This is a genomic window from uncultured Sanguibacteroides sp., from assembly GCF_900543425.1.
Classification (GTDB): domain Bacteria; phylum Bacteroidota; class Bacteroidia; order Bacteroidales; family Marinifilaceae; genus Gabonibacter.
In genome coordinates, this window is record NZ_UQRQ01000006.1 from 64,888 (window position 1) to 78,591 (window position 13,704).

The 13,704-nt window shown below is 40.4% G+C and carries 11 protein-coding genes and 1 tRNA gene; 7 read left to right on the forward strand and 5 right to left on the reverse strand.

Annotation, left to right across the window (positions count from 1 at the left end; translation table 11 throughout):
* Positions 1 to 90: 90 nt before the first annotated feature.
* Together QZR76_RS04635 and QZR76_RS04640 are read left to right on the forward strand one after the other, a co-directional pair.
* Positions 91 to 438: a hypothetical protein gene (locus QZR76_RS04635; RefSeq protein WP_294140841.1), complete on the forward strand. Its 348-nt coding sequence runs from the start codon at positions 91 to 93 to the stop codon at positions 436 to 438.
* 177 nt (positions 439 to 615) lie between these two features.
* The gene (locus tag QZR76_RS04640; protein WP_294140843.1) at positions 616 to 1,065 is read left to right on the forward strand and encodes a hypothetical protein; all 450 of its coding nucleotides are present in this window, start codon (positions 616 to 618) and stop codon (positions 1,063 to 1,065) included.
* A gap of 240 nt (positions 1,066 to 1,305) precedes the next feature.
* Here the strand turns inward: QZR76_RS04640 and QZR76_RS04645 are convergent.
* Positions 1,306 to 1,379, reverse strand: a tRNA-Ile gene (locus QZR76_RS04645).
* A 221-nt stretch (positions 1,380 to 1,600) separates the two neighbouring features.
* On the opposite strand from QZR76_RS04645, the gene rlmH reads away from it, so the two are divergent.
* Together rlmH and QZR76_RS04655 are read left to right on the forward strand one after the other, a co-directional pair.
* The gene (gene rlmH / locus QZR76_RS04650; RefSeq protein WP_294140844.1) at positions 1,601 to 2,074 is read left to right on the forward strand and encodes a 23S rRNA (pseudouridine(1915)-N(3))-methyltransferase RlmH; all 474 of its coding nucleotides are present in this window, start codon (positions 1,601 to 1,603) and stop codon (positions 2,072 to 2,074) included.
* Between the two features lie 35 nt (positions 2,075 to 2,109).
* The gene (locus QZR76_RS04655; protein ID WP_294140847.1) at positions 2,110 to 5,724 is read left to right on the forward strand and encodes an ATP-binding protein; all 3,615 of its coding nucleotides are present in this window, start codon (positions 2,110 to 2,112) and stop codon (positions 5,722 to 5,724) included.
* 2 nt (positions 5,725 to 5,726) lie between these two features.
* On the opposite strand, the gene QZR76_RS04660 is transcribed toward QZR76_RS04655, so the two are convergent.
* Complete coding sequence (locus QZR76_RS04660) at positions 5,727 to 6,737, reverse strand: glycosyltransferase family 9 protein (protein ID WP_294140848.1); 1,011 nt, start codon at positions 6,735 to 6,737, stop codon at positions 5,727 to 5,729.
* Positions 6,738 to 6,828: 91 nt separating this feature from the next.
* Between QZR76_RS04660 and pssA the strand changes: the two genes are divergently transcribed.
* The gene (gene pssA / locus QZR76_RS04665) at positions 6,829 to 7,566 is read left to right on the forward strand and encodes a CDP-diacylglycerol--serine O-phosphatidyltransferase (protein ID WP_294140849.1); all 738 of its coding nucleotides are present in this window, start codon (positions 6,829 to 6,831) and stop codon (positions 7,564 to 7,566) included.
* On the opposite strand, the gene QZR76_RS04670 is transcribed toward pssA, so the two are convergent.
* A complete protein-coding gene (locus QZR76_RS04670) occupies positions 7,556 to 8,233 on the reverse strand; it encodes a hypothetical protein (RefSeq protein WP_294140850.1) in 678 nt (225 codons plus the stop codon). The two genes, pssA and QZR76_RS04670, sit on opposite strands and share 11 nt — an antisense overlap.
* 128 nt (positions 8,234 to 8,361) lie before the next feature.
* Between QZR76_RS04670 and galE the strand changes: the two genes are divergently transcribed.
* Both galE and QZR76_RS04680 read left to right on the forward strand, forming a co-directional pair.
* Complete coding sequence (galE, locus tag QZR76_RS04675) at positions 8,362 to 9,378, forward strand: UDP-glucose 4-epimerase GalE (RefSeq protein WP_294140851.1); 1,017 nt, start codon at positions 8,362 to 8,364, stop codon at positions 9,376 to 9,378.
* Positions 9,354 to 10,202, forward strand: a complete 849-nt coding sequence (locus QZR76_RS04680; protein WP_294140852.1) for an EFR1 family ferrodoxin — start codon at positions 9,354 to 9,356, stop codon at positions 10,200 to 10,202. Before galE ends, QZR76_RS04680 begins: the two co-directional genes overlap by 25 nt.
* Positions 10,203 to 10,781: 579 nt before the next feature.
* Here QZR76_RS04680 and glmS read toward each other — a convergent pair.
* Both glmS and QZR76_RS04690 read right to left on the reverse strand, forming a co-directional pair.
* A complete protein-coding gene (glmS, locus tag QZR76_RS04685; protein WP_294140853.1) occupies positions 10,782 to 12,620 on the reverse strand; it encodes a glutamine--fructose-6-phosphate transaminase (isomerizing) in 1,839 nt (612 codons plus the stop codon).
* 44 nt (positions 12,621 to 12,664) lie between these two features.
* Positions 12,665 to 13,471 carry a glycogen/starch synthase gene (locus tag QZR76_RS04690; protein WP_294140854.1) on the reverse strand — a complete coding sequence of 269 codons (807 nt, stop codon included), beginning with the start codon at positions 13,469 to 13,471 and terminating at the stop codon, positions 12,665 to 12,667.
* Between the last annotated feature and the right edge of the window lie 233 nt (positions 13,472 to 13,704).

Below are 13,704 nucleotides of genomic sequence, written 5' to 3' on the forward strand. Positions count from 1 at the left end.
AAAAATTCAAAATGATACAAGCTACTTTGTGCTTGTGATAAAAACAAAACCATGAATAAGCAGAATGATCTTAAATAATAGATCTCTTTTTTGGTAATTATAAGTTATTTTCTTTTTATCCATTTTATTACATCGGCAACGATAAATTGTTTCGGCCCTCCCTTGTCGTTGAGGGTGACGCTTGTTTTGCCCGAGCCTAAAGTGAAAGTTCCGAGACTAAACCATTCGTTAAATGAATATGGTTTCGAAAGGTCTAAAATAACCTTATGCGTTTTTGACCGGAAAATAAGTGCTTTATTGAAGCTATCGAATGTATTGGAATGTAAAAAATTAATGGTGATAACCCGTGATTTCGAACAAGTACTGGAAATAGACCATAAAACAATTGTGATTATTCCGGTTTGGAAGTGGCTTTTGAATCTTTTAAATGGATGTTAATGTCTAAATTATAATGCGGTAGTTTGTTGAATAAAAAGAAAAAATCTATACAAAAAGTATTAAAATGGAAGAATTGAAACTGTTTAAAACAATAATCATATTCTTTATTGAAAAATAAATTAATATTTGTAATTTTGCGAATTGAAGTTTTAAAAGTAATAACTTAAATAATTAAATGTGATGAGATTGTTTTTATATGCAGGTCTATTTGTGTTTATTTTTACTTCTTGTGGAACAAGTAAGGAAATTAGTAGTAAAATATTGGATTTACAATCGAAATTTGCTTCTTTGGAACAAGAAAATATAAAATTGCGTGATGAGTATGATCAAATTAAAAATGAGAATCATTTTTTGAAAATAGAGATTGAGAGTCTAAAAAATGGTATGGCTTGTTTTTATACGAAATTGGATAGTGTATTAAATAGAGCCGGTATAATAAAACAAATCCCCATTCGTTCGGTGACAAAAACAACTTCTCCGTCTACGCCAAAGAGCCAATCCAAAAAAGTAAGTACTACATCTGAATCCGTATATAGTGGTAGGTGTCAAGCCACGACCAAGAAAGGAACTCAATGTAAGAGAAATGCTCAAACAGGAAGTCGATATTGTTGGCAACATCAAAGGTAGTTGTTTTTATATTAAGTAGTTACTAATAGTTCTTGATAAAGAAATACGTTATCCTGCGATGTAAATTGTTGATTTTTAATTGTGTTATAGTCCCGTACGGTGATATTTCCGTGGAGATTTCCATTGTTCGTGTCATAAAAATAAAATGTCGTTGCGTACCCGTTGCGTAAAATCTAAAAAATAAGGGAAATAAAAAATACCAATTAATTGATTTTCAATTAATTGGTATTTGATATATTGTGGTCCCACTTGGGTTTGAACCAAGGACCCCCTGATTATGAGTCAGGTGCTCTAACCAGCTGAGCTATAGGACCTACACTTTCGTGTGTTAACTCTGGTTTGTTGTTAACGGCTGCAAATATAGGGATAATTTTTGGGTTTTTGCAAGGGGAAACCGAAAAAAATATTACTTTCGCTTGGGTGTATGTGAGAGACCGGATCGGATTGCGTTGATATGGAGTTAGAAAAGAAGAGTGGATTTAGGTGAATGGCGATAAATAAATCGATAGGGTGAGGTGTTTAATACGATGTTTATATGAAGGTATGTCTATTAGTGATCGGTAAAACGGATGCGGCTTACTTGAGGACGGGGATTGAAGAGTACGAAAAGCGCTTGAAGTTCTATATTCCTTATGAAATGAAGGTTATTCCGGATATAAAAAAGGCGAAGAGTTTAACGGAGAACCAACAGAAGGAGAAGGAGGGGGAGCTTATTTTGGGACAGTTGGAGTCTTCGGATGTGGTCGTTTTGTTGGATGAGAAAGGGTATGAGTACACTTCAAAAGGGTTTTCCGAATTTTTGGCACAAAAGATGCTGGTAGGTACAAGGCGTTTGGTTTTTATTATCGGAGGGCCTTATGGGTTCTCGGAACAGGTATACAAGGAGGCTCACGCGAAGATTTCGCTGTCCAGGATGACCTATTCACACCAGATGGTGAGAATGGTTTTTGTGGAACAGTTGTATCGGGCCATGACTATATTAAGGGGAGAACCTTACCACCATGAATAATAAGATGCCGGATTGCATGGCTAAAGGAGAATAAAATGAAGAAATTTTGGATCGTTGTATTATTGATGTTTGCATGCCTTATTTCGGCTTTGTCTTGGGAATACATGATCAGGACACAAACTGAAGAGGAGCAGTTGGCTATTTTTGAGAAGCGGCTGCACCGGGAAGAACGACATGTTGACGAGCAGTTGAAAAAGATCGTTATTCCCGCGGATATCAGTAATATAGAATGGAAAAGTAAAAATGTTATTTTAGTTGCCTTTGAACGTGGAGAATTAAGGTATTGGAGTAGTGAGCAGGTTGGGGAACCCAATTTGTACGACAAGTTAAAAGAGGCCGGAAACCTGGTTAAGATCAATAATATTTACTATGACATAAGACGACATTCGGTAGGTGATGTCGACTTTTTTGCTTTGCTTTTCTTAAAGGATGATTATCCTTACACGAACAATTATATTAAGAATAATTTTAATTCCGTTTTTGGTGTTAACGTGGAAGATGCGGAAAGTGTGATCCTTCATATCTCTCGGGTCCCGAATGAGCCTACTGTGTATAATCAGGAGGGGGAGAGGTTGTTTCAGGTAGAACGTCACGTTGCTTATGAGAATTCCTTGCCCAATTATTTTGTATTGATTCTCTACCTTGCTTTTTTGTATTTGTTGTTTTATGCTTACGAGGTGGTGTTGGATCGAGTCCGGTCTTTTCGCGTTCAGTTGATTGCGGCATTCGGTTTCTTCGTGTGCTTGGTTGTGCTTCGGGTATTGATGGTCCAGTATCAGATACCTTATACGTTATACCATTTTGCGATCTTCCAGACGGATAATTCCGAGTGGAACTTGGTTTTGCCGGTAGGAGACCTGTTTTTGACGATGTTCTGCCTTACTCATTTTCTGTATATAACGCTGAATAAACTACGGATAAAGTATAAGGAGCCCCGGTTAATACGATACAGGTATCTTTTTTTGTCGGGATTTGTTTTTTCTGCTTTTTTGTATACGAATTTTTTACATTTCTCTATTAACTCTTTGATCGAGAATACGCAAGTCAGTTTGAATATCGCGCGTTTTTTAAACATCGATTTTTCTTCGATCGTGGCCTTTATCACTTTAATTCTTGGAGGGATGGGACTATTTGTATTGATTAACGGCTCCGTGCGTTATTTTTACAATATTTTTTCGTTGAGGGAGGTTTCTTCAGGAGTTATAGTTGTCTTAGCGTTTTGTGCGGTGTTGTGTTATTTCTTCGATTTTTCTCTTACTCCTCTGGAGTGTTTGTTTACGCTATCTTTATATATACTGTTTATTTTAAACATCTACCTTGTAAAGCCTGACGCACAAAAGAGTATTTTTATGATAGCACTGGTCGTTGTTTCTGTATATGTTATCTTTTTGTCTAAAAGTAGTGAGATTCACCGGGAGATAACGATCCGGGCAAAATACGCGACAGAAATTATCGGAGAACGGGATTCGCAGTTCGAAAAGAAATTGATGGAAATAGACCAGGTGATCAAAACTTCGAGAGAACTGGATTCTTTGGTCGATCTTCGGGATGAAGAAGGGATTACCCGAAAAATCTTGGATGAGTTGACAGATCTTTCCGGTTTTTATTTCGATTGTAGGGTATTTTTATGTACCGATAAGGATAGTTTGTTGCTGGAACCCGGTTTTGCGATAGAAGATTGTAACTCCTACTTCCGTGCATTGATTGACAGTACGGGAGTGCAAATAGAGAATACCTCTTTTTACAATATCGATGATTTCGACGGAATGATCTCTTATGTCGGACTTTTTGATTTTAAAACACCCGCGGGGCCGAGTAAATTATACCTGCGTTTCGATTCAAAAGATGAAGGTGAGGCTATCGGGTATTCGCAGGTTTTATCGAAAGAGGCGTCCGAGGATAGAACGGTTGTGTATCCTTATTCTTATGCAAAATATAAAGATGGAGTTTTATTGACTTCCAAGGGCGAGTTTAACTATTATAAACGCTTGGAACAATTCGGGAAAAGTGATTTTGAACATGTGGAGATTTTGACAAAAGATCACTATTCGCACATGATTATCCCTGTGGGTAAGAGTGGGGTCTTCGTGATTAGTTTGGGCGATGATATATTTGCTCTTTATTATCTGAATGTGCTTTATGCTATTTTCGTGTGCGTGCTGTTCTCTTCTTATGGTTTGTTTTTCCGTTTTGAGGGACAAGAATGGATTAATTTCAGGCAGGAGACCCTGAAAAGACGGATTAAAAGCAATATCATTTCATTGATAAGCGCCCTTTTCATTATTATGACGGTGATGAGCATCGTTGTGAATACGGATAGTGTGGAAAGAAAACAGAGTATGAAGGTAGTTCAGATATCCAAATACATCAGTAAAGAGTTAGAAAAATATGATTGTATCGATATACAGGTGTGTCCTCAAATTCAAGATATTCTATACAAGATTGCCAGAATGTTATGGGTCGATATTAATATATACGATCAAACGGGAAGGTTGGTGGCTACTTCTCAACCTGTTATCTTTGAAAAAGGTTTCAAGGGAACCTTGTTGAATCCTATCGCTTACCGGAAATTGGTGAAAGAAAAGGCAACGAGTTTTGTACAGGAGGAGAAGATTGGAGAGCTGGATTATATGTCGGCCTACGTTCCGATGATGTTGGAGAATAACGAAGCTTACGTGTTAAACATCCCTTATTTTACCAAGAGTGACGAATTGAACGTGGATATAATGCTGTTTGTGATCATTGCTATAAATATTGCCATGATCGTGATGGTACTGGCATTTATTTTTTCGGGAATTGTCGCGGAGCGGGTAACTAAACCTTTACAAATGGTGAATGAAAAATTGCGTTTAATGCGGGTAGGAGGAAAAAATGAGAAAATTGTTTATAATCAGCGGGATGAAGTGGGGATGTTGGTGAAGGAGTATAACGGGATGGTGGATAAATTGGAGGATAGTGTAAAGAAATTGGCCAAGTCTGAACGGGAAACGGCCTGGCGTGAAATGGCCCGTCAAATTGCCCATGAGATTAAAAATCCTCTGACACCGATGAAATTGAACATCCAGTTTTTGCAGCGGACGTTGCAAGGCGGTAACGTGGAAGAGGTACGGCAGCGTTTTAAAGATATATCCTCTATTTTGGTAGAACAAATCGATCATATGGCCTCCATCGCTTCTGCTTTTTCCGATTTTGCAAAAATGCCGATAGCTAATAGCGAGTGGTTTAATTTGAGCGAATTGGTTCAGGGATGTACCACATTGTTTGAAAATAATGTGGATCGAATGATTTGTGAGATAGAGTCGAATGTATTGGTGTATGGTGACAAGGAGCAGGTTAACCGGGTGATTGTAAATTTATTGAAAAATGCGGAACAAAGTATTCCGGAAGATAGGGAGGGGTTGATTACGGTTACTTTGATTCATAAAGACGGTAGTGTGGTATTGGAGGTAAGGGATAATGGCGTTGGAATACCTGAAGGAATACGAAATCACATATCGGAACCGAATTTTACGACAAAATCCGGAGGCATGGGGTTAGGATTGGCCATGTCTTATAAGATCATAGAAAGTATGGGCGGAACCGTCACTTTCGAGAGTGAAGAGGGAGTGGGAACCGTATTTCGGGTTAGTTTAGAAAGTGAGAAAATATAAGATTACTTAAGCATTCGTTTCACTTGCCCTGCTACTCTATTGGGGGTAATATCGACCATGCATTTTTGCCAAACCGATTGCTTGCATTTGCCGTGTCCGTCTTTTGTGCAGGGACGGCAGGGGAGGGGAACCTCCATCACTTTGATCTCTTCTCCCGTCGGGAACCCGAAAGCCGTGGGCCCCATCAGGGCGATGCCCGGTGTATGAAAAAGATCTGCCGCGTGTAAGAATCCGGTGTCTCCGCTGATAACCAGATTGGATTGCTTGACCAGGTAACAGGATTCCAGCAAAGAAGTTTTTCCTGCCATATTGTTTACTCGCTCCGGGGCGACGGCTCGGATGGTTTCGCAGAAGGAGTCCGACGGCCCGGCAAGGATGAGGAATTTGTATTCCGGGAGGAGTTGTATGATTTGCTGCCAGTAGCCGACGGGCCAGCGTTTCATCTCCCAATTGGCCGATGGGACGAGGGTGATGGTTTGCCTGTCGATCAGGGGTGTTAAGCGCTTTTCGAAATCGGCCGGGAAATACCAATCGGAATAGTTTGAATCAAAACGGGTAATCCCCCATTGGGCCAAGGGTTTCCGGTAAGAGGTAATTCCTTTGAAAGGGTTGTCGAATTTGTTGATTCCTAATTTAAACAGTAAAAATCGTTTCCAGCGTTCTTTCTTTCTTAACACGTAATCCGGTTTCCGGTGCAGCAACTTCCGGCAAGGCGGCAATAGAACCGTCTTCAATAGATTCGACCGGATATTGCTATGTGCATCGTAGAGGTAGTCGAACTGCTCGGCTTTGAGTTGCCGGGCAATCTTTAAAAGACCTTTTAAGCCGCTTTTCTTATCAAATTCCCATACTTTGTCGATTCTTTTATCCATATGAAGAAAAGAGGCCATGTCTTTTCGCGCAATCCAATGAATCTCCGAATCCGGGAAATGATTTTTAATGCCACTGATGACATTCATGCATTGAATGATGTCTCCGATGGAGCTGAATCTAATGATAAGAAATTTGGTCATGCCCTATAATTTTATGACAAAAGTAATAAAAATGTGATTTATTTAGGGTAAAAAGCACTACTTTCGTACTCGTATTAAATATCATAGACTTATGAGAAAACAAATTCCGAACCTGATCACCTGCATGAATGTTATTTCCGGAACAATGGCCGTTTTTATGGCGATGTACGATAATTTATTGGTGGCTGCTTTATTGGTATTGTTGGCCATGGTTTTTGATTTTTTTGATGGATTTGCCGCAAGATTATTGCATGTGAAGTCGGAAATGGGGAAAGAGTTGGACTCGATGGCTGATATGGTAAGTTTCGGCGTGGTCCCTGCCGTTATGGCTCATTTGTTGATCAAGTTGTCCTTGTTATCCGGAGCTCAGTTTTCGCCGGATTCCTCTTATTCATGGATCGAGTATGTTTTGATGTATTCCCCCTTGCTTATTCCCGCTTTTTCCGCTTTTCGTTTGGCTAAATTTAATTTGGATACTCGTCAGGCCTACTCGTTTATCGGTATGCCGACCCCTGCAAATGCCTTGTTCTGGGTCTGTCTGGTGTTATCTTATTATTGGAATAATGAACTTTTCCCTTATCTGTGGGGAAATGTTTGGGTACTTTTCGGGTGCGTTATCATTTTGTCCGTGCTATTAGTCGTTGAATTACCCATGTTCTCCTTGAAGATAACTGATTTCTCATGGAAAGCCAATCGGATACGTTATCTTTATTTCGGAACGGCTGTACTCTTGGCTATCCTGTTTCAGATCGGCTTTTTGACTTTTCTGATACCCCTCTATATTCTTTTTTCTCTTGTCGGTTATTGGGCCGGATGGACTACAAAGTAGAGAGCGGATCAAATTCTACAAAATCACAATCGGGTGAAATAATGGCGGGGGCGTGAACGGGCTTCGTCTTCGCTTGAATGGCCGTCGGTTGCAGGTTGCTTGTCTCTGCCTGATGATCCGTCTTGAATATATCCTGTTGTGAAATGATTATGATACCCGTGATCATAGCGGCTGAAAGCCCGTATTTGAATAGACGTGTAACCAGATTGCCCGAGTCTGTGTTAATATATTCTGCGCGAATGCTTTTTTTACCGGAAGGGGAGACCTCGATGGCGTGCATGCCGATCGTATCGGCCAGAAAATTTTGTTCTCCGGGTTCGAATACTATATTGAAACGACGATCCGTGTAAAAGGTACCGATAGAGCCGAATATTATTTTTTGGTTTTGGTTTAATCGAACTTTTAGTTCTTCGCAAAAAAGTGATAAACGACGTTCTGCTTTTTCGTAATCGATTTTTTCTTTCCGGGCAATCCAATGGATTAACAGTCCGTCATTTTGCTTCAAATGTTTATTGAACACCACCTTTTTGGAGGGAGGTGTTAAAATTCCTGTTTTCGGATGAATGGTGGCCTCTGTGTAATTACCGATAAAGCCACCGAATCCGGGAACTATCACGCAATCATGCAGATAGAGAAGGTCTTCTATGTGTTCAATATATTTGTACATACGGCAAAGGTAAGAAAAAAGAATACGAACACAAGGTATTTTTGGGCATTTTGAATTATTATTATTTACTTTGTAGTCTCTGTAGCGGTGGCTCAGAAAGTTATAAATTGAAAAAAATATATGGTACTATGAAGGTTTTTGTAACGGGCGGAACGGGATATATCGGATCACATACGGTTGTTGAACTTCAACAAAGGGGTTATGAGGTTGTCATTGCGGATAATTTGATTAATTCTAATCTTCAGGTGTTGGATGGCATCCAAAAAATCACAGGTATTCGACCGGAATTTGAGCAGATCGAATTGACGGATCTGGCCGAAACACGAGATTTCTTTGCCCGTCATAGGGATATCGAAGCTATTATTCATTTTGCTGCTTTAAAAGCGGTAGGAGAATCGGTGAACAAGCCTTTGGAATATTATTATAATAATTTGAATTCTTTGATGAATGTTTTGTTTTGTATGCGGGAATTTGGAGTGAAATACCTGGTATTTTCTTCTTCTTGTACCGTGTACGGACAAGCTGATATATTGCCCGTTACGGAACAAACTCCTCGAAAAGAGGCCGAATCTCCTTATGGGAATACGAAAGTAATGAGCGAGGATATTATTCGGGATTTTATGCGGGTAGAACCTTCAATGAGTACATTGGCCTTGCGTTATTTCAATCCGATCGGAGCTCATCCGACGGCATTTATTGGAGAATTGCCTAATGGCGTTCCTAATAATTTAATTCCTTATTTGACACAAACAGCTATCGGAATACGGGAAGAACTGAGTGTTTTCGGTAATGATTATAATACTCCCGACGGTTCTCCTTTACGGGATTACATCGACGTTGTCGATTTGGCTAAGGCTCATGTCCTGGCAATCCGACGTTTGTTGGAGAAGAGGAATAAGGAGAACTACGAGTATTTTAATATCGGTACGGGAAAGGCTCTTTCCGTGCTGGAGGTTATACATGCCTTTGAGAGTGCTACCGGGATAAAAGTTAACTATAAGATTGTCGGACGCCGGCCTGGCGACGTGGAGAAGGTATGGGCTGATACGACTTTAGCTAATAAAGAGTTGGGCTGGAGGGCCGAGACTCCGATTGAAGAGACAATGGTGAACGCCTGGAAGTGGCAGAAGAGTTTGGAAAAGTAATCGGAATGGCGGATAGAGTTATTGCTGTTTATTTCAGTCCGACGGGCACAACCCAAAAGATCGTGTCTGCTATCGCTTTGGAAATTGCCCGGATACTGGAGGTGCCGGTAGCGTGTTACGACTTTACCCTGCCAATGGCCAGATCAACGGTTTTAACTTTGAAAAAAACGGATATTGTGGTGTTGGGAACACCGGTCTACGCCGGACGGGTACCCAATGTTTTATTGAAATATCTGGCAACCGTAGAAGGTAATGAGGCGATTGGAATACCGGTTGTGTTATTCGGTAACCGGGATTATGACGATGCTTTGATAGAACTCAGGGATATCATGGAGAGAGCCGGTTTGCATACGATGGCCGCGGCGGCATTTATCGGAGAACACTCCTTTTCGCGTGTGTTGGCCAAGGGGCGTCCGGACGAGAGGGATATGGAAACGGCAAGTGCGTTTGTCGTCCGGGTGGTGGAAAAATGTAAGGAAGGATACGATATAAAAGTTTCGGTGGAAGTAAAAGGAATGCCTTACCCCTATCGCGGTTATTATACTCCCCGGGATCGTAAAGGAAATGCCGTGGATATTCGTAAAGTGAAACCGTTGACTGATGAAAAGTGCAACGATTGCAAATTGTGTGCTCTGGTTTGCCCTATGGGTTCAATAAGTTATGAAGATGTACGTCTCTTCACGGGGATCTGTATAAAGTGCGGGGCCTGTATAAAAAGATGTCCGACGGGAGCCAAATATTATGAGGATGCCGGATATCTTTACCATAAACAGGAGTTGGAAGAAGGGTTAAAAGAGAGGCGAGAACCAGAATTATTTCTATGAATATAGAGATTAAGAGATAAAAAGATTTACGATTTTGGATTTTAGATTTACGATTTAAAGAAGCAAAAGATTAAAGGATTCAATGATTTAGTGATTCAGTGATTGGGGATTAAGGGATAAAAGAGATTTACGATTTCGGATTTTAGATTTATGATTTGAAGAATCAAGGGATTAAAGGATTCAGTGATTCAGTGATTGGGGATTAAGAGATAAAAGAGATTTACGATTTAAAGAGGGTAAGATCAGAATCTTAATCATAAATCTAAAATCAAAAATTAATTTACAATCTACATTTAAAATTTACAATTGATTGAAGGGAAAGGGATAAAAACGAAGGGGCATCAATAGCGAACGGCGAGCGTCGTGTTCGGTTTTCGGAGCGGCTACCCGACGGACGGTCTGAGCGAAGCGAGTCCCGGAGGGTAGTGAACAAAAATCGTTTACACGACCGACGAGAACGTCCAAGCCCCGAGGGATTATTTCTTGACGATTACAGGATAAGAGATTCAATGATTCCGAGATTCGAACTTCAAATCACGGAATCATTGAATTACCCAATCACAGAATCAACTTGTTCTGTTATTCTACGGTTACGGATTTCGCCAAATTTCGCGGCATATCCACGTTGCATCCCCGCATCACGGCAATATGATAGGAGATCAACTGTAATGGAATCACGTTTAGAAGGGGAGAGAGGTATTCAAGTGTCTCCGGGATCTCGATCACGTGCTCTGCCATTTTCTTTACCTGTACGTCATTATTATTGACTAAGGCGATAACATGGCCTTTGCGGGATTGTACTTCTTTTATGTTCGATACAATCTTTTCATAAAAGTTATCTTTCGTTGCAATGGCAAATACCGGCATGTTTTCGTCAATAAGGGCGATGGGACCGTGTTTCATTTCTGCCGCGGGATAACCTTCTGCATGAATGTACGAGATCTCCTTCAATTTCAGGGCTCCTTCCAGGGCAACGGGGAACTGACTGCCCCTTCCCAGGTATATGGCATTTGTTGAATCTTTATAGGCTTCTGCAATTTTTTTGATCTGCTCGTTTTGGTGTAGAATTTCTTTTATCTTGTCGGGCAGATTATATAGTTCGTGTATGTATTTGTGATAACATTCAATAGGTAGCGTTCCTTTCCGGTAGCCGATTTGTAAAGCCATCATGGTTAAAACAGAAATCTGGGCCGTGAACGCTTTTGTAGAGGCTACTCCGATTTCGGGACCGGCATGCGTGTATACTCCGGCGTGGGTTTCTCTGGCGATACTGGAGCCTACCACATTGCATATGCCCATAACGGTAGCTTCTTTTTGTTTGGCGAATTTGATGGCTGCAAGCGTGTCTGCTGTTTCTCCGCTCTGGGAGATGGCGATCACGATATCGTCCGGAGTGACTACGGGATTCCTGTAACGGAATTCAGAGGCGTATTCTACCTCCACGGGAATCCGGGCAAACTCTTCCAGTAGGTATTCTCCTACCAGTCCTGCATGCCAGGAGGTTCCGCATCCAATAATGATAATACGTTGAGCCCGGATCATTTGAGGGATAATTTCGGAAATACCTCCCAGGTAAATCTCGGAAGCTTCTACGTTAACTCGTCCCCGGATGGTATCGTAAATAGAATTTACTTGCTCGTAAATCTCTTTCAACATAAAATGCGGAAAGCCTCCTTTTTCTATTTTTTCAATATCGATATCGATTTGTTGGATATTGGGAGTCAGAAGATTGTTTTGTAAGTTCTTAAGAACCATTTCGTCCTTTTTCAACACCGCGATATCATCGTCATTCAGGTAAATCACATTTTTGGTATACTCTACGATAGGTGTTGCATCCGAAGCCACGAAATATTCATTTTGGCCAACCCCTATTACAAGCGGACTACCTTTTCTCGCCACGATGAGTTTGTCTTTCTCGTTTTCACACATGACGACCAAGCCGTAGGCTCCGATGACTTTTGTCAAAGCGAGACGTACCGCTATTTCCGCCGAAACTTTTCCTTTCAGGTAGATGTATTCGATCAGATTGGCTAATATCTCCGTGTCGGTTTCGCTGGTGAAAACGTATCCTCTTGCCGTTAGTTTTTCCTTCAATAAAGCGTGATTTTCGATGATGCCGTTATGGATGATAGAGAAAATACCATTCATAGATGTTTGCGGGTGTGCATTGGCATCATTCGGTTCTCCATGAGTGGCCCAGCGGGTATGTCCCATTCCGATTGTCGCTTTCGTTTGTTGACCCGTAATATGATTTTCCAGATCGATGACCCGTCCTTTGCATTTGTAAATATTGATTTGCTCGTCGTCCATTAAGGCAATGCCGGCAGAATCATATCCTCTGTACTCTAATCGTTTTAAACCGTTAATTAAGATTGGATAGGCCTCTCTCGACCCAATATATCCTACGATACCACACATATACTTATTTTTTTAGACAAACGAAAATGACGTTTGTTATAACATTATCCTATAATTTTGTCAAAGAAATCGGAATATTGGTCGACATACGACTCCTCTCCGGGATATTCTAAAATCGGTTTTCCGGATGCTTCCGCGAATGCCTTCAATTCATTTTCGATATCGGGTTGATTGAAAATGATTCCATCAGAATATTGAAACGCCAATTTGTTGATATTCGTGTGAGTAGGTTCCTTCACGAGTGTCAAATCTTTCGGGTATACGCCTTCCGTAATCGCTTTTTCTGCAAATTTATGATTTAAGCTCCCTTCGAATTTATCGTTGTACGTCGAAAATACTACTTTTGCTTTTGAGAATACCGGATCATCATGGTATTCTTTTTTTAAATAAAGAGGTACGAGTGATGTCAACCAGCCTTGACAATAAATTAAATCCGGAGCCCATCTCAGTTTGCGTACGGTTTCGAATACTCCGCGAGCGAAGAATATGGCCCTTTCATCATTATCGTCAAAAAAATTCCCTTCACTATCGGTAATCACGTGTTTTCTTTGGAAATAATCATCGTTATCGATAAAATAGACCTGCATCCTTGCTGCTTGTATGGAGGCAACTTTTATGATGAGAGGGTGATCCGTATCATTAATAATTAAATTCATCCCGGAAAGTCTGATCACCTCATGCAGTTGATTGCGTCGTTCGTTTATACAGCCATATCGAGGCATAAACGTTCTAATTTCTTTTCCTTTGTCTTGAATCCCTTGAGGTAGATACCTGCCGATATTTGCCATTTCCGATTCCGGAAGGTACGGAACTATCTCTTGGGAGATAAATAAAACTCTTTTTTTAGCCATAACTACTACTTTTCCCAAAAATCATACAAAGATAATGATTTAGGGCGAGATTCCAAAACAAATAAAAAATCAATCCTTAAATTAAACTCTTGAATTAGAGATATATTATGAATTTGCAATAAAAATTTTGCGTTTTCGATGCTTTTATATATCATTGCAAAACTCTTTTTAGCCTGTAAATTGGGATTAGTATGTATTTGTCTGAAAAATACGGGTATTACGTGGGGTAATTG